We start from the raw sequence: 18609 nt of genomic DNA on the forward strand, positions 1-18609 counted from the left end.
GGGGTCCCCGCCGGGCGCGGCCGGGGCGAGCGGGCGCGGCCGGGGCGAGCGGGGAGCGGGCGCTTCGAGGGCTTCTCCACCCCGCTCCCAGCGGCGGCCGTCACAGTGACCCGCGCAACCGGTCACCCGGGCTGCCACGAGGAGGGCACCATGGCCAAGATCACGTACAAGCATCCCGACGGCACCGAGACGGTCGTCGAGGTGACGGCCCCCAACACGGTGATGCGCGGCGCGAAACTCAACGGCGTCGAGGGCATCCTGGCCCAGTGCGGCGGGTCGGCCCAGTGCGGCACCTGCCACGTCTACGTCGACGAGGGCAACACGCTGCCGCTGCCCGAGATGCACGAGGCCGAGGACGACGTGCTGTACGGGACGGCGTCCGAGCGCCGGCCCACCAGCCGGCTCAGCTGCCAACTGCCCGTCTCGGAGGCCATCGACGGGCTGGTCGTACACCTCCCGCCGACCCAGATCTGAGGGGGCGCCTGTCACCGTCCTTCCGGGACAAGGGCGTTGTCGAACCCGACCGTCGGCGGGGTGCCGTCCCCGGCCAGGAACGCGGCCAGCCGCCCCGCCTCCCGGCCCACCTCGTCGAGGTCGCAGCCGGGCAGTTCGCGGAACGGGGAGACCAGCAACTGCCCGTCCCGGTGCGCCCAGACACCGCTGACGAAGCCGTCGACGAGGAACGTCGGCTTTACCGTCGCCTGTCCGGGGCAGACCAGCTTGCGGTGCGCGTCGGCGATCACCCGGCCGCGGTCGGCGTGGCCGAGGAGCAGGTTGTCGAAGGCGGGCAGAAACCGTACGGGCGCCGGGAGTTCGGGGTCGGCCGGCTCGGCCTCCGGCAGGTCGAACAGCTCCCTGCCGTGCTCGTCGCGATGGACCCGCAGCCGGGGCCGCAGCTCCTCGACGACCTCCCGCAGCCGGGTCAGCCCCGACCACGCCTGGACGTCCTTCACGTCGGCGGGCCCGAACGCGGCCAGGTACCGCGTCACCAACGTGCCCACCGACGGCGCCTGTTCGAGGTCCCGCCCGATCCAGTCCTCCGCGAGCGCGCACGGCACGGGGCCGCGCCGCCCCCACAGTCCGCTGGGCGGCGGGTGCACCATCGCCACCAGAAAGTGCGCCGAGACGGCGAGGGGGCCCGGCCGCCGGTCGGGGAAGCGCTCCGCGAGCAGCACGCCCAACTCCCGCCTGGTCAGGGTCTTTCCGGCCAGCGTCCGGCGGGCGACGGCCGCGAGTTCGGCCAGGTCGACACCGTCGATCTCGCGCCGCAGGCCGGCCATCGGGGCGCGGTCGAGGCGGGGTTGGAGGAGCGGGCGCAGCCAGCGGAAGTCCTCGGCGAGCGCGAGGTGCTGGGTGGTGCGCAGATGGGCGCCGCGCACGATCCGGCGCTCGCGCAGCGACGACGACAGCGCGTCGTGCCGGAAGCCGGTCACCCGCGTCCACAGGCCCACGTACGGCGCGTCGGGTTCCTGCCCCTGCATCGCGACCAGCCGTCCGACCACGTCGTCGACCGGCCAGGCCACCCGGTCGAGGAGCAACTGGCGTTGCAGCAGGGTCCGGTTGAGGGTGCGCGTGGAGAGCGGCGGCATGCGGTTCATTATCCCCGCCGGGCCGTCTGCGCGCGGGCGGGCCGGTGGGCGGACGGCGGGTGAGCAGGGCGCGAGCGGGGGTCGAGCGGCGCCGCCTACGGTCTCGGACTGGGCGCCTGCCGCGCCTGTGTGCCCATCGCCGTTCGGACCCCCCTGGAGCTGTCATGACCGAGGGCCTGGTAGCCGATCTCACCGGAGCGGACCCGAGTTACACCGCCGATCCCTATCCGCTCTTCGCCGAGCTGCGCGAGCGGGGTCCGGTGCACCGGGCCCGCGTCCTTGACGGGCGTGACTGCTGGCTGATCACCGACTACGAGGCGGCGCGGGCCGCCTTCGCCGATCCCCGGCTGAGCAACGACATCCGCCATCTCAAGGCCTGGGAGAACCTCGGCCGCAACGTGGTGGGCAAGACCCTGATGCAGGTGGACCCGCCGGACCACACCCGGCTGCGGAAGTTCATCGCGCGGGAGTTCACGCTGCGCCGGGTGCGGTCGATGCGCCCTCGGGTGGAGCGGATCGCGCACGACCTGCTCGACGCGCTGCCCGCCACGGGCGAGGTGGACCTGGTGGAGTCGTACGCGCTGCCGCTGCCGATGTCCGTCATCTGCGAGCTGCTGGGGGTCCCCGAGGGGGACCGCGCCGACTTCCACCAGTGGTCGAGCGACCTGTCGGCGCCGCCGACGCCCGAGCGGGGCGACGCGGCGCAGGAGGCGATGGGCGCCTACCTGTACGCGCTGGTGGAGACCAAGCGCAAGGAGGGCGGCGAGGACCTCCTCGGCGCGATGGCGCGGGCCGTGCAGGACGACGGTGACCGGCTCTCCCCCGAGGAACTCCTCGGGATGGCGTTCCTGCTGCTGGTCGGCGGGCACGAGTCCACCGCCAACGTCATCTCCAGCGGGGCGCTCGCCCTGCTGCGCAACCCGGACCAGCTCGCCCTGCTGCGGTCCGACTGGTCGCTCCTCGACACGGCCGTGGAGGAGGTCCTGCGGTTCGACGGTCCCGTGGAGGTGTCCGCGTACCGGTACACGACCGAGCCGGTGCGGGTGGGCGACACCGAGATCCCGGCGGGCGAGGTGGTGCTGATCGGCATGGCGGCGGTCGGGCGGGACGCCAGGCGGTTCCCCGACGCGGAGCGGTTCAGTCTGGAGCGCGAGGTACGTGAGGTGCGCGCCCATCTCGCCTTCGGGCACGGCGTCCACCACTGCGTCGGTGCCCCGCTGGCCCGGATGGAGAGCGCCGTCGCGCTGCGGGCCCTCCTGGAGCGGTGCCCGGATCTGGCGCTCGCGGTGCCGTACGGGGACCTCGCCTGGAAGCCGCCGACGTTCCAGTTGCGCGGGCTCGCGCACCTGCCGGTGCGCTTCACGCGGGCCGGCCGGGTGTAGCGGCCGGTGGCGGACAGCTCCGCGGGGCGGCCGCCGTCCCGCGTTCCGCTGACCCCGGTCGGCACCTGGACGGCCCGGGTGCGCAGGCCGGGGGGCGACTCGGTCGGCTCGTTCCGCTTCACCGCCTGGGGGCACGCACTGCTCACGGTGGGCGGGGTGGGGGCGGGACGCTGGTCGTCGCTCGGGCCGGGCGGCTTCCTGTTCCGGATCACGGAGCCGGTCCTGGACGCCGACGGGCGGTGCGCCGGATGGGTGGACATCGAGCAGCACGCGCGTCAGCACGGGGGGTTCTTCACCAGCCGGGGCACCTCCCGGGTCTACGACGCCGACGGCCGGCTGACCCGGGCGGTGCCGGTCGCGGTGGAGGCGGCCCGGGTCGAGGACTGAACACGGCGGAGGAAGGACCGGGCACGGCGGTGACGACGAGACGGTGGCGGGTGCCCGAGGGGGCGCCCGCCACCGTCGTCGTGCCGTCAGTCGCCGATGCGGACGCTGACGTTGCCCCGGTAGCGGCCGTCCAGGAGCGCGAGCATCGCCTCGGGGGCGCGCGCGAGGCCGCCCTCGACGACGGTGTGCGGGAAGACGAACCGGCCCTCGTGGTACCAGCGCGCGAAGTGCTCGTACCAGGCGCTGATCTGCTCGGGCAGGTGGTAGCAGGCGAACGGCCTGATCTCCAGGTGCCGGGTGATGGCACGCATCAGGTCGAGCCTGGGGTGCCCGGCCGAGGCGTCGCCGATCTGCCCTGCCAGCGCCCCGCACAGGGCGAAGCGGGCGTGCGGGGAGGCGACCTGGACGGCGGCCTCGAACTGCTCGCCGCCGACGTTGTCGAAGAACACGTCGATCCCGTCGGGGGCGAGGTCGCGCAGCCGGTCGACGACGGGCCCGTCGTGGTAGTCGAACGCGGCGTCGTAGCCGAGTTCGTCGACGAGGTAGGCGGCCTTCTCCTTGCTGCCCGCGCTGCCGATGACCCGGGCGGCCCCCCGGCACCTGGCGATCTGCCCGGCGAGCGACCCGACGCCGCCGGCCGCCCCGGAGACGTAGACGACGTCGCCCGCGCCCACCCGGGCGATGTCGGTCATCCCGTAGTAGGCGGTGGGGCCCTGGCTCAGGAAGTACACCGGGCTCGGGAAGAGGTCGGGCGCCAGCTTGACATACCGCTCCGCGGGTCCCGACGAGTACTCCGACCAGCCGCTCATCGCCTGGACGAGGTCACCCGCGGCCAGTTCGGCGGAGGCGGAGCGCACCACGGTGCCGAGGGCGGCGCCGCCGAGGCGTTCGCCGGGCAGGAACGGCGGCACCGGCAGCGGGCAGCCGGGCCGCATGAGGTCGGCGTAGGCCGCCGCGAGGGACAGATGGTCCGTGCGGACCAGCACCTCTCCGTCCGCCGGGTCGGGGACGGGCGTCTCGACGACCTCGAAGTGGTCCAGGGTCAGCGCTCCCTCCAGTGGTTTCGTGAGCCGGACCTCCCGGGCCCTCGTCGGTGTCCGCCGGCTGTTCTGGGTGCTCATGGTTCTCCTTCCGTGGTGTCGCGCGGGCAGGGATGGACGGTGGTGGCGTGGACGGTGGTTCAGCGGGCCGGTGCGGTGTCGCCCGCGGCGGCGCCGGTCAGCGGGCCGCCGGCCCGTCGCTGCCCGGGGCCGCGCGGCAGCGCGCAGGTCAGGGCGAGGACCCCCAGCAGGAGGCAGGCCAGCCAGCGCAGGGTGTGGGAGAAGGCCGCCGGGACCGGGTGGCCGGTGTCCAGCAGCCGCAGGAAGGCCGACGGGACCAGGCAGATGCCGAGCGCGGTGCCCAGTTGGTACATCGTGGTGCCGAGCCCGGCCGCGGCGTGCCGGTGCTCGGGCGGCACCTCCGTCAGCAGCAGCGTCGGGAGCGGGGCCACGGTCAGCCCCATGCCGGTGCCGAGCAGGAGCAGCGCGGGCAGGATCTGCCAGATCTGGATATCGGTTCCGAGGGCCCGCGTCTGCCAGCCGTACAGCAGCGCCCCGGTGAGCTGCGTGAGCGCTCCCGCCTGGAGGACGGCGCGCCCGTACCGGGGAAACAGGACGTCGCAGGAGAGCCCGGCGGCCACCGCGACCGCCGCGCCGAACAGGAGCATGCACAGCGCGGCCCGCAGCGGCGACCAGCCGAGCCCGACCTGGAGGTGGAAGCACCAGGCGAGGAGGTACAGGCCGCCCAGGACGCCGTGGACGAGTTCGATCCCGATGCCGACGGCGTAGCCGCGGACGGCGAAGAGGGGCGGCACCACCAGCGGTCCTGAGCCGCTGCGGCTCCTGGACCGTTCGCGGCGCAGGAACAGGGCGACCAGGCCGGTGCCCGCCGCGATCGACAGCGGGACCCACACCGGCCAGCCCGCGCCGGGCCCGCGGCCCAGCGGGTAGAGGATCAGCAGCACCCCGGCGGCGACGACGGCGGTCCCCGGCCAGTCGGGGGCGTCCGCCAGCGGGTCCCGCCGCTCGACGACGCACCACCGGACCGGCAGCAGGCACGCGACGCCGACCGGGACATCGACGAGGAACAGCGCGCGCCAGCCGAGGCCGAACAGGTCGCTCTCCAGCAGGAGCGCGCCCACGACCGGGCCCGCCAGCGCGCCGAGGCCGATCACCGTGCCGAAGACGGCGGTCGCCCGGCGCCGTCCGGCGACCGGGGACAGCATGTCGACGAGGTGCGGCACCTGCGGCACCATCAGCGCCGCCGCGGCGCCCTGCGCCACCCGCGCGGCCACCAGGGTCCCGGCGTCGGGCGCGAGCCCGCCGGCCGCCGAGGCGACGGTGAAGGCACCGACGCCCAGGAGGAAGACCCGGCGGCGGCCGTGGACACCGCCCAGCCGGGCGCCGGGGACGAGCACGACGGCGAACGCGAGGGCGTAACCGCCCGCGATCCAGGGGAGCGTGCCGTCGGGCACGCCGAGGCCGGTCCTGATGGTCGGGAGAGCGACGGTGACCACGGTGAGGTCGACCAGGTCGAGCAGGGTGGCCGTCATCACCACGGCCAGGGCCGTCCGGCGGGTCCGCGCGGTCGCCCGCGTCGGCCGGGGTCTGGTGGCCGGTCCTGGGCGGAACGTGAACGTCATGGATTTCTCCCTGCTCACAGTGGTGTGGGAACCGAGTGAGCGACGCTAGGCGCCATGTAGGCCCGGACGTGTCCGCGTTGGCCGCCGCGGGACCGGCCGCGGGCGCGCCCGGCGTGCGGCCCGCCCGTGGCCGGGGACCGGTCGGGAGCCGGTCGGGAGAGCCGGGCGTCAGGAGTCAGGCGTCCTGGTCGGTCTGCCCCGCACCCGTGTCCATGCCGCCGTCGACGGTGATGACCTGCCCGGTGACCAGCGACGCCGCCGGATCGGCCAGCCGGGTGATCCAGGGCGTGATGTCGTCGGTGTCCGCGACCCGGCCCAGCGGGACGGAACCGGCCACCGCGTCGAACAGCCCCTCCACCTGTCGGTCCGTCATGCCGTTGGCGCGGTACGCCTCGGTGCGCACGTAGCCGGGGGCGACGGCGTTGACCCGGACCCCGTGGACGGCCAGCTCCGCCGCCCAACTGCGGGTCAGGCTGTGCACGCCCGCCTTGCTCGCCGCGTACACCGAGCTGCCGGGCCCCGGGTTGTGACCGGCCCGGCTGGAGACCAGGACGATGTTCCCGCGCCGCGCGAGCAGCGCCGGCAGCAGTTCCCCCGTGACCAGCAACGGGCCGAGCAGATTGGTGTCGAGGACCTCCCGCACGGTGTCGGGGGCGAGGGCCGCGAGCGGGCTGAAGCGGAAGACACCCGCGTTGTGCACCAGGACGTCGAGGCCCTCACCGCGGGCCCGCACCTCGTCGGCGAGGGCCCGCGCGCCGGTCGCGGTGGCCACGTCCGCGACCACCGGGACGATCGCGGGGTGCTCGGCCGCGACCTCCTCCAGGCGTTCCTTGCGCCGGCCGCAGACGACGACGGTGGTGGCGCCCTGTCCGGCGAAGGCCAGCGCGGTGGCCCTGCCGATGCCGGTGCCCGCGCCGGTGACGACGACGGTACGGCCCGCGAACGTTGGATCGGGCATGGTTGTCCCCTTCACGGCGGTCGTCCTGGGTGGACCGGCGGCTCGCCGTGCCGCCACCGGCCGCGGTCGGTCGGACGGCCAGCGTGGGCGCCCGCGGTTGTGCTGCCCTGGATCTCGGGTGGACCTGCCGGGGCGGGCGTTTCGGGCCCCGGGGGCCTCGCGTGGACCCGCCGGGGCCGGTCCCTCGGTCCTCGCAAGTTCCTCCGGGGCTGTCCGTGCCCCGGCACTGCCCCCGTTCGAGCCGCTGTTGACCGCTCTCGCGCAGCCTGGGAGCCGACCGTGTCGCCGAGCGACGGAGCGTGTCATGTCGGCAATCCGTGATCACTCGCCTCCGGCAGCCGGGGCGCAGGCGGCCAGACCGCCGCTGGCCGGGCTGCGCGTCCTGGAGCTGAACGGCATCGGCCCGGTGCCCTTCGCCTGCATGCTGCTGGCCGATCTGGGGGCCGAGGTGATCCGCGTCGACCGGGCCGACGGGGTCCGGCCCTACGCGCAGTGGCACAGCGTCCTCGACCGGGGCCGCCGTTCGATCGCGCTCGACCTGAAGAACCGTCAGGGGGTGCGGACCGCGCTGCGGCTGGCGCAGCGGTGCGATGTGCTCGTCGAGGGGTTCAGGCCCGGGGTGGCCGAGCGTCTGGGCATCGGGCCCCGCCAGTGCCACGCCCGCAATCCGGCCCTGGTGTACGCGCGGATGACCGGCTGGGGCCAGCGGGGTCCGCTGGCCCAGGCGCCCGGTCACGACATCAACTACATCGCGCTGACCGGCGCCTTGGACGCGATCGGCTCGGCCGGAGGCCCGCCGGTGCCGCCGGTGAACCTGCTCGGCGACTTCGCGGGCGGCGGGATGCTGCTGTTCGGCGGCATCCTCGCGGCCGTCCTCGACCAGCGGCGGACCGGGCGGGGCCGGGTGGTGGACACGGCCGTCGTGGACGGGACCGCCCTGCTGATGAGCATGGTCCTCGGCATGTCGGGCGCCGGGCAGTGGCATCCGGCGAGGGGCGGCAACCTGCTCGACGGCGGCGCCCCCTTCTACGGCGTGTACCGGTGCCAGGACGGGAGGTACGTCGCGGTCGGGGCCCTGGAGGACCGGTTCTACGCGGCGCTGCTCAAGGGCCTCGGGCTGGACCCGGCCCGGTTGCCCGACCGGTGGCGGCGCGCGGAGTGGGAGGCGCTGCGGTCGGTGTTCGCGGAGCGGTTCGCGCGGCGGACCCGGGACGGCTGGGCGGCGGCCTTCGCGGGCACGGACGCCTGTGTGACGCCGGTGCTGACCGTCGAGGAGGCCGCCAGGCACCCGCATCTGCGGGCCAGGGGCGCGTACGTCCAGGACGGTCCGCTGCTCCAGCCCGGCGCCGCGCCCCGGTACGAGGGGGTCGGGCAGAACCGGCCCGCGCCGCCCCCGGCGCCCGGCCAGCACACCCGTGAGGTGCTGACCGAACTGGGCTGTTCGGGGCCCGAGATCAGGCGGCTGTTGGCGTCCGGCGCGGCCCGCACGGGCTCCGCGCCTGACGACGCCGTGGCGGGTGACGTGACCAGCCGGTCTTGAGCGGGACGCGAGTCCCCGGCCGCAGGCTTTCGGGTCGCGGCGGGCACGATCCGGATCCGACCAGCGGTGGAGGACGGGCAGATGGCGGGACAGGACATCCAGCTCCACGACACGACCCTGAGGGACGGCGCACGCCCCGCGGGCCGGGCGCTGCCGGTGGACGACAGGCTGGCAGTGGCCCGCTGTCTCGACGGCCTCGGGGTGGGTTTCATCGAGGGCGGCCGGCCGGGCGCGGCGGAGGACACCGAGTTCTTCCGTCGGGCGGCCGGTGAACTGCGCCTGGCCTGTGCGGTGTTGGTGGCGTGCGGGGTGGTCCGGGCACCCGGCGCCTCGGCCGCGACCGATCCGCGGACGCGGGAGCTGCTCGCCGCCGGGACCCCGGTGGTGACCCTGGCCGCCGTGAGCGACTCCCGGCGGGTGGAGCGGGCGCCGGGGACGAACCTGGCGGAGAACCTCGCTGCCGTCGGCGGCACGGTGCGGCACCTGGTGCGGGCGGGGCGGCGGGTTCTCCTGGACGCGGAGCACTTCTTCGACGGCCATCGGGCCAACCGGGAGTACGCCCTGGAGGTCGTGCGCACCGCCGCGGAGGCCGGCGCGGAGACCGTCGTCCTGTGCGACGGCGACGGCGGCCGACCGGCCGACGAGGTGGGCGCGGTGGTGTCCGACACGCTGTACGGCACCGGGGTGGAGCTGGGCGTCCACTGCCGTGGCGGCGCGGGGCGCGCGGTCGCGGGCTCGGTGGCGGCGGTGGCCGCCGGGGCCCGGCAGGTGCGGGGCACGGTGTCCGGGTACGGGTGGCGGCGCGACGCGGACCTGCTGAGCGTGGCCGCGCACCTGATCGTCACGCGCGGGGCGGCGGCGCTGTCCGGCGGGTCCGCCGCCCTGGGCGCGGCCGTCGCGGAGAGCGCCGGACGGGCCGTAGAGGTGGTGTCCTGGCAGGTCGGCGCGGAGTCGGCGGGCGGTGACCGTTCCCGGTCGAGCGCCTCGGTCCTGCTGCGGGTGGACGGGGTGGCGACGGCGGCGACCGCGTCCGGCGGCGGGGCGGTGGAGGCGCTCGACCGTGCGGTGCACCGGGCGCTCGACCCGGTGCTGCCCGGGGTGCGGCGGCTGCGGCTCACCGGTCACCTGGCGCGGGTCCCGGCCGGCCACGCGGGCACCGCAGGGACGGCAGGGACGGCAGGGACGGCAGGGACGGCCAGGGTCGTCGCGTCGTTCGCGGACGGCGACGGGCGGCTGGACACCGTGGGGGTGGCCGCCGACACCGGCGCGGCCTTCCTGCGGGCGCTGCTGGAGGCCGTGCGGCGGCTGACGGCGCGGGAGCGGCACGGCGACGGACGGACGGCGGACCGCGGACCGTCCGCCGCGCACGGACCCACCCTCACAGAGCCCACCCTCACAGGGACGGACTGACCATGCGTGTGGACGGCATCTTCGTACAGGCGACCGGTGTACGGCTGCCCGCCAGACTGCGCGTGGACGACGCGGTCGCGGCGGGCGCGTGCCCGCCGAGGACCGCGCAGGCCACCGGCGTCGTGTCGGTGGCGTACTCGCCCGAGGAGTCGGCGGCGGAGATGGCGGTCGCGGCCGCCGCCCGCGCCCTGGACCGGGCCGGTGCCCGGCCGGAGGACATCGATCTGATCCTCCACGCGGACACCTACCACCAGGGCCAGGACCTCTGGCCGGTGGCGTCGTACATCCAGCGCGAGACGCTGCGCAACTCCTGCCCCGCGCTGGAGATCCGGCAGATGTCCAACGGCGGCCTGGCCGCCGTCGACCTGGCCGCCGCGTATCTGAAGGCGGCGCCGGGCCGCCGTCAGGCCCTGCTGACCACCGCCGACCGGTTCTGCGAGCCCGGCATCGACCGCTGGCGCACCGACCCCGGCACGCCGTACGCCGACGGGGGCACCGCGCTGGTGCTCTCCCGGCACAGCGGATTCGCGGCGCTCACCTCGCTCGCCCTGTTCGCCGACTCCGAGCTGGAGCCCCTGCACCGCGGCGACACCCCGTTCTCCCCGGCGCCCTTCACCCACGGCATGCCCGTCGACTTCGACGCGGCGAAACGGTCCTTCGTCGAGCGGATGGGCATCTCGTACGCCGTCGCGCGCAGCGGCGCCGGGCAGTACGGCGTCGTCAAGGAGGCACTGTCGGACGCCGGGATGGAGCTGGCCGACGCCGCGTGGGTGATCCTCCCGCACTTCGGCCGCCGCCGGCTCCAGTCCATCTACTACCGGCCGTTCGGCATCGATCCGGACCGCACTCCGTGGGAGTGGACCAGGACGGTGGGGCACCTGGGCGCGGGCGACCAGTTCGCGAGCCTCGACCGGCTCGTGGTGTCCGGCCGGGCGGTGCCCGGTGACCGCTGCGTCCTGATGTCGGTGGGCGCGGGGTACAGCTGGGGCTGCGCCGTCGTCGACATCCTCGACCGCCCGGCCTGGGCGGACGGCTGACGCCAGGACCCGGCCCCGACAAGACCGAGGCCGCCACGGCGGCCCTACCGAGAGGAAGTGTCCTGTGGTGCGGAGCAGCGCGGAACCCACGCATGTCACGGAGCACGGGGTCGCCATCGCGGCGCCGGCCGCGGACGTCTACCGTCTCGTCGCCGACGCGGCCGGCTGGCCCGACGTCTTCGGTCCGACGGTGCACTGCGAGGTGGAGAACGGGACGGAGGGCCGACAGGAGCTGCGGATCTGGGCGTTCGCGAACGGCCGGGTGCGCAACTGGGCGTCCCGGCGGGTCCTCGACCCCGAGACGCGGACGGTGACGTTCCGCCAGGTCGTGTCGGCGCCGCCGGTGGCGTCGATGGGCGGCACCTGGCGGATCGAGGAGACGGCGGGCGGCTGCCGGGTGACGCTGCTGCACGACTACCGAGCCGTCGACGACGACCCGGAGGGCGTGCGGCTGATCGAGAACGCGGTGGAGGCCAACAGCACGGCCGAACTGCACGCGTTGCGGACGACGGCCGAGCGGTTCGCGGAGTTCGCGCAGTCGAGGTTCACCTTCAGCACCCGGCAGGACATCCACGGCGGCCCGCGGGCGGCCTTCGACTTCCTCGCCAGGGCCGAGCTGTGGCCGAGCCGGATTCCGCACGTGGCCCGGCTCGACCTGCGCGAGGAGGAGCCCGGCGTGCAGCACATGACGATGGACACCTACGGCCCGGACGGTTCGGCGCACACCACGTCCTCGGTCCGGCTGTGCTTCCCGGAGCGGGGGCTGATCGTCTACAAGCAGACGACCCCGCCGCCGGTGATGAGCGGACACACCGGGCGGTGGGTCGTGGAGGACGTCAAGGACGCGTCCGGCGCGCGGGTGGTGCGGGTCACCTCCTGGCACACGGTGGTGGTCGACCCGCAGGGCGTGCGCCGGGTCCTGGGGCCCGGCACCGAGCCGGCCGAGGCGCGCGCGATGATCGAGCGGTCCCTCACCGCGAACAGCGCGGCGACCCTGCTCAGGGCGAAGCGGCACGTGGAGGCCGCGGCGCCGTGACCACGCGGGCGTGATCCCCGCGTGAGACCCCGCGGACGCCCCGGGCGACCGGGGCGTCTCCGCGATGTCGGGACGCCGGGACGCCGGGACGTCGGGACGTCGGGACGTCGGAGGGCGCGGGCCTCCGGGGCGGGTCGTTGGGATCGGAGGGGTCGGATCGTGACGGCGGGTCGGATCGACGCGGGGAGTCGGACCGGGACGGCGGGGCGGATCGGGACAGGGAGTCGGATCGGGGCGGGGGGCGGTCCCCCGGCGCGGCCCGGGGAGTGTTCCCGGGCCGCTTCCGGCTGCCGGCCCCCGCGCGGTCGTCCCGCTGCCGTTCCCCGCACGGTCAGGGGATCCAGCCCGCCTGCTCCGCGATCCGTACCGCGTCGACCCGGTTGCGGGCGTTGAGCTTGGTGACGATGGAGGTCAGGTAGTTCCGGACGGTCCCCTTCGTGAGGTAGAGCCGGCCGGCGATCTCACCGGCCTCGGCTCCCTGGGCCGCCAGCCTGAGCACCTCCAGCTCCCGTCTGGTCAGGGGGGTGTCCTGGACGTCCCACGCGGACAGGGCGAGTTCGGGGTCGATGGCGCGCTGACCCGCCGCCACGGCGCGGATGGCCTGGGCGAGCCGGTGCGGGTCGGAGTCCTTCAGCAGGAATCCGGCGACCTTGGCGTCCAGTGCTCGGCGCAGGGTCCCCGAGCGGCCCATGCCGGTCATCATGATGGTCCGGCAGTGCGGGAGCTGTCTGTGGAGTTCCTTGGCGGCGCTCAGCCCGTCGATGCCGGGCAGCGAGATGTCGATGACGGCGACGTCGGGCCTGGCCCGCAGGGCGGTCGGCACGATGGCGTCGCCGCGTCCGACGGCCGCCACGACCTCCAGGTCGCTCTCCAGTTCAAGGAGGGCGACGAGGGCCTCACGGAGCATGGAGACGTCTTCGGCGATGAGGACTCTGACGGACAACGTGAACCTCCTCTCTCCCTCTCAGGAGGGCGGCCGGCCTGAGCCGAGCGACACGGCGAGCGGGACCTCGCACACCAGGTGGAACCAGCCGTCGTCGACCAACGCGGCGTCGACGCTGCCTCCGACGACGTCGAACCGGCTGGCCAGGTTGTGCAGACCGGTGCCGTCGGAGCGGCACGGCTCGGCCGGTCCGCGGGCCACTCCGTCGTTGGCCACCACGAGCCGCACCTTCTCCCGCTCGTCGGCCACCCGGATCGTGATGTGCCGGACGCAGGCGTGGCGCAGCGCGTTGGTCACGCCCTCGCGGACCGCGGTGGCCAGGACGGCGTCCACGGCCGGGGGCAGGCTGCCGCACCGGATGTCCACCCGCACGGCGACCCCGAGCGAGTCCAGGACGGACCGCGCCGAGGACGCCTCGCTCTCCAGGGACATGTCGCGGTAGCCGCGGGCGACCAGTCGTACGTCGGACAGGGCCTGCCGGGAGATGCCGAGGATCTCGTCGATCTCCTTGCGGGCCTGGTCGGGTCTGTTGGGCACCAGCCGGTAGATCAGCTCACTCTTCAGCGCTATCGAGGACAGGCTGAAGCCGAGCAGGTCGTGCAGGTCCATGGAGAAGCGCAGCCGCTCGCTCACGACGGCGCTGCGGGCCGCCTCCGCGCGGGAGGCCCACGCCTCGGAGACCAGATGGGTCAGCCGGCAGAGGCCGAGGACGACGAGCCCGCCGAGCCCCGAGACCAGGGCGAGCCCGACGGCGGGAAGCAGCGGCGAGTCGTGGGCCAGGGCGCGCAGGGGCGGTACCGCGACGACGACCGCGAAGGCGCCCCAGGCCCGGACTCCCGTGAGCAGAAGCAGTGCCGAACCGGCCAGCGGGCCGGTCAGACCGTTCCAACTCATTCCGCCGAACGCCACCGTTAAATAAGTGGCGGCCGCGACGAAAAAGAAGACAGAAACTCTGCTCGCCGACTCCCATCGCTGATAGGAAAGAAAAGGAAGAACGGCCTGGAAACCGAACAGTATTACCGCGCACAAACCATAGACGACTGTCTCGCCCGTACCGCGAGAACGTTGGGCCACATCGGCCAGAACCAGCACACCATGGCTCAGCACCAAGGCAACGATCAGCGAGCGGGCTATCTGGAGAGCCACTCGTGTGAGGTCCGATCGTTTCGCGTTGCGAGAATCTCCACGACAAAGAGCATCCACCTGTCCCCCGTATACCTGAGATCCAATGCACTGTTGGTCACATTGCAAAAGCCACCGGCATATCGGAGCGATAATAACAGGACGTGGTTCCGGTACAACCGGTGCCTACGGTGTGATCACCGTCCGTGATTTACACTTGCACAAAACCAGCCTCCCCGGACACGGTGATCAATTCACCGGCGCTGCCCCGTGGATGCCCGGGGGCCCTGGGCGCGTGCCCGGCCGCGGGCCGCGGGACAGACCCACCCACTCCGGCATGATCCGAAACGTGGCTGGTTCGCGGCGGTGCGCCACTACCGGACGGCGCCCGGGACCGCCCTTCGGCCACCGCCCCGACGGCTGCTCCTTGTCTTGACAGACCGCGTGGGACGGTGCTCCGGGCGGCGCCCCGGCACCTACAGATTCTCGATGGGATTCTGTGACTCCTGGTAGTGCCGACCTCACCCATTCGCTATGACATATTCACGACGCCGCTCGTGTCTGGCTCACTGTGCCCGCCCCGGCCCGAAGTGCGAGGCTCCACCACTGTCGTACCGGTGTACGAGGGGAGCGCAGATGGAAATCAAGGTGCTGGGTCCGCTGAGCGCGCAGGAGAACGGGATCTCGGTGGTCCCGACCGCCGCCAAACCGCGGCAGATCCTCGCGGTGCTCGCCCTCCAGGCGGGCCATGTCGTCACGGTGTCCACGCTGATGGAGGAGATCTGGGGAGAGGCGGTGCCCCGCAGTGCCGCGACCACCTTGCAGACCTACATTCTCCAGTTGCGCCGCAGGATCGCCGCGGCGCTCCCGCGGGACGCGGCGCGCGGCGCCAAGGACGTCCTGGTCACCCGGCACGGCGGCTACCTGCTCGACATACCCCCGGGCGAGGTCGACGCCCACGAGTACGAGCGGTTCGCCGCGGCCGGCCGGGCCGCCCTCGACGCCCACGACGACCGCGCGGCCTCCGACCTGCTCGGCCGCGCCCTGGCCGTGTGGCGGGGTCCCGCGCTGGTCGACGTGCGGATCGGGAGGGTGCTGGAGCTGGAGGTGCTCCGCGTCGACCAGAGCCGCCTCGCGGTGCTCGAACGGCGCGTCGGCGCCGACCTGCGCCTGGCCAGGCACTGCGAACTCGTGCCCGAGCTGACCGTGCTGACGGCCCGCCACCCGATGCACGAGAACTTCTGCGCGCTGCTCATGCTGGCCGCCTACCGGTCGGGCAACGCCTGGCGGGCCCTTCAGGCGTTCCAGCAGCTGCGCGCCACCCTCGTCGAGGAGCTGGGGCTCGAACCGTCCGCCAGGCTCCAGCGGCTGCACCAGTCGATCCTGGTCGGCGATCCGGCCCTGGAGCTGGAGGTCGCGGCCCTCTGAGCAGGGCCGTCGCCCCGCCGCGACCGGCCGTCCGCGCGCCGGGCTCCATGCCGGCCCGAGCGTCCGTCGAGGCGGTCGCCGAACGATGAACCGGATCGCCACCGGCGGCCCGTCACGAGCGCGCCGCCGGCCGATTCAGCGGGCGGGACGCGTCGACAGCGACCCTGCGGCGTCTCGCACGCTGGCCCACCGGACCGGATCGACGAGAGAGGGACCTCCACAGTGACTGGCACAACTCCGCCCGGCCCGCGGACCCGCGGCAGCTCGGTCCGCACGGAAACGAGGTGAGGACCATGCGCAGAGTCGCCGTCACGGGCCTGGGCACGGTGGCCCCCGGAGGCATCGGGGTGAAGGAGTACTGGGAACTCCTCACCTCCGGCCGGTCCGCCACCCGCACCATCAGCTTCTTCGACCCGTCGCCCTTCCGCTCCCGGGTCGCGGCCGAGTGCGACTTCGACCCGGTGGCCGCGGGTCTGACCCCGCAGGAGATCCGACGCCTCGACCGGGCCGCCCAGTTCGCCGTGGTGAGCGCGCGCGAGGCGCTCGCGGACAGCGGTCTCGACGTCGCCCGCCTGGCACCCGACCGGATCGGCACGTCGATCGGCAGCGCCGTGGGGTGCACCACGAGTCTGGAGCGCGAGTACGTCGTCGTCAGCGACGGCGGCCGGACGTGGAACGTCGACCACCGGTACGCGGTGCCCGAGCTGTACCGGCACTTCGTGCCCAACACGATGGCCGCCGAGGTCGCCTGGGTCGCGGGCGCCGAGGGTCCGGCCGCCGTGATCTCCACCGGCTGCACCTCGGGGCTGGACGCGGTCGGGCACGCCGTGGAGCTGATCAGGGAGGGGAGCGTCGACGTGATGATGGCGGGCGCCACCGAGGCCCCCATCTCCCCCATCACCTCCGCCTGCTTCGACGCCATCCACGCCACCACCCCGCACAACGACGAACCGGAGCGCGCCTGCCGGCCCTTCGACCGCAGCCGCGGCGGACTGGTCCTCGGCGAGGGCGCCGCGGTCATGGTGCTGGAGGAGTGGGAGAGCGCCAGGCGGCGCGGGGCGCACGTCTACGCCGAGATCGCCGGGTTCGCCGCCCGCTGCAACGCCTACCACATGACGGGCCTCAAGCCGGACGGACGCGAGATGGCCGAGGCCATCGACGCCGCTCTCCAGGAGGCCGGGCTGCCGCCCGAGTCCATCGGCTACGTCAACGCCCACGGCTCCGGCACCAGGATGAACGACCGCCATGAGACAGGCGCGTTCAAACGCAGCCTCGGCGACCACGCCTACGCGGTGCCGATCAGCTCCATCAAGTCGATGATCGGGCACTCGCTCGGCGCGATCGGCGCCCTGGAGGTCGTCGCCTGCGCCCTGGCGATCGAGCACGGGGTGCTGCCCCCGACCGCCAACCTGCACGAACCCGACCCCGAACTCGACCTCGACTACATCCCGTTGACCGCGCGCAGGCAGCAGACCGACGTGGTGCTCAGCGTCGGCAGCGGCTTCGGCGGGTTCCAGAGCGCCATGCTCCTCACCGGACCCGAGGTGCGGTCATGACCCGCGCCGTCGTCACGGGCCTCGGCGTCGCCGCGCCCAACGGCCTCGGCACGGAGGCGTTCTGGAAGGCCACCCTCGCCGGACGCACCGGCCTCGCCCCGCTGACCCGCTTCGACGCCACCCAGTACCCGTCCGTGCTCGCCGGGGAGATCAAGGGGTTCGTCGCCGAGGAGCACGTGCCCAGCCGTCTGATGCCGCAGACCGACCACATGACCCGTATCGCCCTGGCCGCCGCCGACTGGGCGATCGGCGACGCGGGCGCCGACCTGCGGCGGCTGCCCGAGTACGGGATGGGCGTCGTCACCGCGGCCTCGGGCGGGGCCGTCGAGTTCGGCCAGCGGGAGCTGGAGAACCTGTGGAGCAAGGGCAGGGAACACGTCAGCGCGTACCAGTCCTTCGCCTGGTTCTACGCGGTCAACACCGGCCAGATCTCCATCCGGCACAAGATGCGCGGCCCCAGCGGGGTCCTGCTCACCGAACAGGCCGGGGGCATCGACGCCCTCGGCCACGCGCGGCGCCACATCCGCAAGGGCATCCCGCTCGTGGTGTCGGGCGGGGTGGACGCCGCGCTGTGCCCCTGGGGGTGGGTGCCGCAGATCGCCTCCGGGCTCATGAGCACCGCCCGCGACCCGGACCGCGCCTACCTGCCGTTCTCCGCCGACGCCCGCGGATACGTCGTCGGTGAGGGGGGTGCCGTCATCGTCGTCGAGGACGCCGCCTCGGCGCGGGAACGGGGCGCGCCGCGCGTCTACGGGGAGATCGCCGGATACGCGGCGACGATGGACCCGGCGCCCGGCAGTGGCCGGCCCCCCGGGCTGCGGCGGGCGGCCGAGAACGCCCTCGCCGACGCCCGTCTCACCCCGCGGGACATCGACGTGGTCTTCGCCGACGGAGCGGGCGTCCTCGCGCTGGACCGCGCCGAAGCGGATGCGATCAGCGGGCTGTTCGGGCCGCGCGGAGTGCCGGTGACCGTGCCCAAGACGATGACCGGCAGGCTCCTGGCGGGCGGCGCCGCTCTCGACGTCGCCACCGCGCTGCTCGCCCTGCGCGACGGGGTGATCCCGCCGACCGTCAACGTGCCGGACCCCGCGCCCGACTACGGCCTCGACCTGGTGACCGACAGACCCCGGGACACCGCGCCCCGGTCGGCCCTGGTGCTGGCCCGCGGCTACGGGGGCTTCAACGCGGCCCTCGTGCTGCGCCGAACCGACGACCGACCGTACGACACCGACGAGAGGACCACGGCATGTCCACAGGCGCCACGGTGACCCTGACCGATCTCACCCGGATGCTGCGGGAGAGCGCGGGTGAGGAGGAGGGCGTCGACCTGGACGGGGACGTCCTGGACGTCTCCTTCGACGACCTCGGCTACGACTCCCTGGCCATGCTCGAGGTCATCGGCCAGGTCCAGCGCGAGTACGGCGTCCGGCTGCCGGACGAGACGGTCGCCGACGCGGACACCCCGCGCGCCCTGCTGGCGCTGATCAACGCGGGCGGCGACCTTCCCGGGGCCGGGTGAAGCGGCACCGCGCCACGCG

At 74.1% G+C, this 18609-nt stretch carries 17 protein-coding genes; 11 read left to right on the top strand and 6 right to left on the bottom strand.

All coding sequences use genetic code 11. The features are described 5' to 3' along the window. Positions 1 to 150 precede the first annotated feature (150 nt). The gene (locus GA0115242_RS17375; protein ID WP_093829422.1) at positions 151 to 474 is read left to right on the top strand and encodes a 2Fe-2S iron-sulfur cluster-binding protein; all 324 of its coding nucleotides are present in this window, start codon (positions 151 to 153) and stop codon (positions 472 to 474) included. 11 nt (positions 475 to 485) lie between these two features. On the opposite strand, the gene GA0115242_RS17380 is transcribed toward GA0115242_RS17375, so the two are convergent. Beyond that, positions 486 to 1589, bottom strand: a complete 1104-nt coding sequence (locus tag GA0115242_RS17380; RefSeq protein WP_237549120.1) for a winged helix DNA-binding domain-containing protein — start codon at positions 1587 to 1589, stop codon at positions 486 to 488. Between the two features lie 164 nt (positions 1590 to 1753). On the opposite strand from GA0115242_RS17380, the gene GA0115242_RS17385 reads away from it, so the two are divergent. After that, positions 1754 to 2971 carry a cytochrome P450 family protein gene (locus GA0115242_RS17385; RefSeq protein WP_093829426.1) on the top strand — a complete coding sequence of 406 codons (1218 nt, stop codon included), beginning with the start codon at positions 1754 to 1756 and terminating at the stop codon, positions 2969 to 2971. A gap of 6 nt (positions 2972 to 2977) precedes the next feature. Continuing rightward, positions 2978 to 3358: a hypothetical protein gene (locus GA0115242_RS40340; RefSeq protein WP_093829428.1), complete on the top strand. Its 381-nt coding sequence runs from the start codon at positions 2978 to 2980 to the stop codon at positions 3356 to 3358. An 86-nt stretch (positions 3359 to 3444) separates the two neighbouring features. On the opposite strand, the gene GA0115242_RS17395 is transcribed toward GA0115242_RS40340, so the two are convergent. The 3 genes from GA0115242_RS17395 to GA0115242_RS17405 all read right to left on the bottom strand — a co-directional run bounded on the left by GA0115242_RS17395 (position 3445) and on the right by GA0115242_RS17405 (position 6999). Further along, on the bottom strand, positions 3445 to 4479 hold the full coding sequence (locus GA0115242_RS17395; protein ID WP_093829430.1) for an MDR family NADP-dependent oxidoreductase: 1035 nt from the start codon (positions 4477 to 4479) through the stop codon (positions 3445 to 3447). Positions 4480 to 4538: 59 nt separating this feature from the next. Then, positions 4539 to 6041, bottom strand: coding sequence for an MFS transporter (locus GA0115242_RS17400; protein WP_093829432.1), 1503 nt, complete (start codon positions 6039 to 6041; stop codon positions 4539 to 4541). Between the two features lie 175 nt (positions 6042 to 6216). Continuing rightward, positions 6217 to 6999 carry an SDR family NAD(P)-dependent oxidoreductase gene (locus GA0115242_RS17405; RefSeq protein ID WP_093829434.1) on the bottom strand — a complete coding sequence of 261 codons (783 nt, stop codon included), beginning with the start codon at positions 6997 to 6999 and terminating at the stop codon, positions 6217 to 6219. Between the two features lie 304 nt (positions 7000 to 7303). Between GA0115242_RS17405 and GA0115242_RS17410 the strand changes: the two genes are divergently transcribed. The 4 genes from GA0115242_RS17410 to GA0115242_RS17425 all read left to right on the top strand — a co-directional run bounded on the left by GA0115242_RS17410 (position 7304) and on the right by GA0115242_RS17425 (position 12022). Beyond that, positions 7304 to 8539, top strand: coding sequence for a CaiB/BaiF CoA transferase family protein (locus tag GA0115242_RS17410; protein ID WP_093829436.1), 1236 nt, complete (start codon positions 7304 to 7306; stop codon positions 8537 to 8539). An 81-nt stretch (positions 8540 to 8620) separates the two neighbouring features. Continuing rightward, positions 8621 to 9949, top strand: coding sequence for an alpha-isopropylmalate synthase regulatory domain-containing protein (locus tag GA0115242_RS17415; protein WP_093829438.1), 1329 nt, complete (start codon positions 8621 to 8623; stop codon positions 9947 to 9949). Positions 9950 to 9951: 2 nt separating this feature from the next. Further along, complete coding sequence (locus GA0115242_RS17420; protein WP_093829440.1) at positions 9952 to 10986, top strand: ketoacyl-ACP synthase III family protein; 1035 nt, start codon at positions 9952 to 9954, stop codon at positions 10984 to 10986. Positions 10987 to 11050: 64 nt separating this feature from the next. After that, complete coding sequence (locus GA0115242_RS17425; RefSeq protein ID WP_256089462.1) at positions 11051 to 12022, top strand: aromatase/cyclase; 972 nt, start codon at positions 11051 to 11053, stop codon at positions 12020 to 12022. 331 nt (positions 12023 to 12353) lie between these two features. On the opposite strand, the gene GA0115242_RS17430 is transcribed toward GA0115242_RS17425, so the two are convergent. Together GA0115242_RS17430 and GA0115242_RS17435 are read right to left on the bottom strand one after the other, a co-directional pair. After that, a complete protein-coding gene (locus GA0115242_RS17430) occupies positions 12354 to 12965 on the bottom strand; it encodes a response regulator transcription factor (protein WP_093829442.1) in 612 nt (203 codons plus the stop codon). A 21-nt stretch (positions 12966 to 12986) separates the two neighbouring features. After that, positions 12987 to 13859, bottom strand: coding sequence for a sensor histidine kinase (locus GA0115242_RS17435; RefSeq protein ID WP_093829444.1), 873 nt, complete (start codon positions 13857 to 13859; stop codon positions 12987 to 12989). Between the two features lie 864 nt (positions 13860 to 14723). On the opposite strand from GA0115242_RS17435, the gene GA0115242_RS17440 reads away from it, so the two are divergent. From GA0115242_RS17440 to GA0115242_RS17455, 4 genes are all read left to right on the top strand, one after another. Then, positions 14724 to 15515 carry an AfsR/SARP family transcriptional regulator gene (locus GA0115242_RS17440; protein ID WP_093829446.1) on the top strand — a complete coding sequence of 264 codons (792 nt, stop codon included), beginning with the start codon at positions 14724 to 14726 and terminating at the stop codon, positions 15513 to 15515. A 293-nt stretch (positions 15516 to 15808) separates the two neighbouring features. Beyond that, the gene (locus GA0115242_RS17445; RefSeq protein ID WP_093829545.1) at positions 15809 to 17071 is read left to right on the top strand and encodes a beta-ketoacyl-[acyl-carrier-protein] synthase family protein; all 1263 of its coding nucleotides are present in this window, start codon (positions 15809 to 15811) and stop codon (positions 17069 to 17071) included. Continuing rightward, positions 17068 to 18339: a ketosynthase chain-length factor gene (locus tag GA0115242_RS17450; protein WP_093829448.1), complete on the top strand. Its 1272-nt coding sequence runs from the start codon at positions 17068 to 17070 to the stop codon at positions 18337 to 18339. The genes GA0115242_RS17445 and GA0115242_RS17450 overlap by 4 nt, the downstream gene beginning before the upstream one ends. Next, positions 18318 to 18590 carry an acyl carrier protein gene (locus tag GA0115242_RS17455; protein WP_093829450.1) on the top strand — a complete coding sequence of 91 codons (273 nt, stop codon included), beginning with the start codon at positions 18318 to 18320 and terminating at the stop codon, positions 18588 to 18590. Before GA0115242_RS17450 ends, GA0115242_RS17455 begins: the two co-directional genes overlap by 22 nt. Positions 18591 to 18609 lie beyond the last annotated feature (19 nt).

This window comes from Streptomyces sp. SolWspMP-5a-2, assembly GCF_900091845.1.
GTDB lineage: Bacteria > Actinomycetota > Actinomycetes > Streptomycetales > Streptomycetaceae > Streptomyces > Streptomyces doudnae.

Excerpts from the sequence above, each read along its gene's own strand:
- GA0115242_RS17375 (WP_093829422.1), top strand. The coding sequence starts at position 151 with ATGGCCAAGATCACGTACAAGCATCCCGACGGCACCGAGACGGTCGTC.
- GA0115242_RS17380 (WP_237549120.1), bottom strand. The coding sequence starts at position 1,589 with ATGCCGCCGCTCTCCACGCGCACCCTCAACCGGACCCTGCTGCAACGC.
- GA0115242_RS17385 (WP_093829426.1), top strand. The coding sequence starts at position 1,754 with ATGACCGAGGGCCTGGTAGCCGATCTCACCGGAGCGGACCCGAGTTAC.
- GA0115242_RS17395 (WP_093829430.1), bottom strand. The coding sequence starts at position 4,479 with ATGAGCACCCAGAACAGCCGGCGGACACCGACGAGGGCCCGGGAGGTC.
- GA0115242_RS17400 (WP_093829432.1), bottom strand. The coding sequence starts at position 6,041 with ATGACGTTCACGTTCCGCCCAGGACCGGCCACCAGACCCCGGCCGACG.
- GA0115242_RS17405 (WP_093829434.1), bottom strand. The coding sequence starts at position 6,999 with ATGCCCGATCCAACGTTCGCGGGCCGTACCGTCGTCGTCACCGGCGCG.
- GA0115242_RS17410 (WP_093829436.1), top strand. The coding sequence starts at position 7,304 with ATGTCGGCAATCCGTGATCACTCGCCTCCGGCAGCCGGGGCGCAGGCG.
- GA0115242_RS17415 (WP_093829438.1), top strand. The coding sequence starts at position 8,621 with ATGGCGGGACAGGACATCCAGCTCCACGACACGACCCTGAGGGACGGC.
- GA0115242_RS17420 (WP_093829440.1), top strand. The coding sequence starts at position 9,952 with ATGCGTGTGGACGGCATCTTCGTACAGGCGACCGGTGTACGGCTGCCC.
- GA0115242_RS17435 (WP_093829444.1), bottom strand. The coding sequence starts at position 13,859 with ATGAGTTGGAACGGTCTGACCGGCCCGCTGGCCGGTTCGGCACTGCTT.
- GA0115242_RS17440 (WP_093829446.1), top strand. The coding sequence starts at position 14,724 with ATGGAAATCAAGGTGCTGGGTCCGCTGAGCGCGCAGGAGAACGGGATC.
- GA0115242_RS17445 (WP_093829545.1), top strand. The coding sequence starts at position 15,809 with ATGCGCAGAGTCGCCGTCACGGGCCTGGGCACGGTGGCCCCCGGAGGC.
- GA0115242_RS17450 (WP_093829448.1), top strand. The coding sequence starts at position 17,068 with ATGACCCGCGCCGTCGTCACGGGCCTCGGCGTCGCCGCGCCCAACGGC.
- GA0115242_RS17455 (WP_093829450.1), top strand. The coding sequence starts at position 18,318 with ATGTCCACAGGCGCCACGGTGACCCTGACCGATCTCACCCGGATGCTG.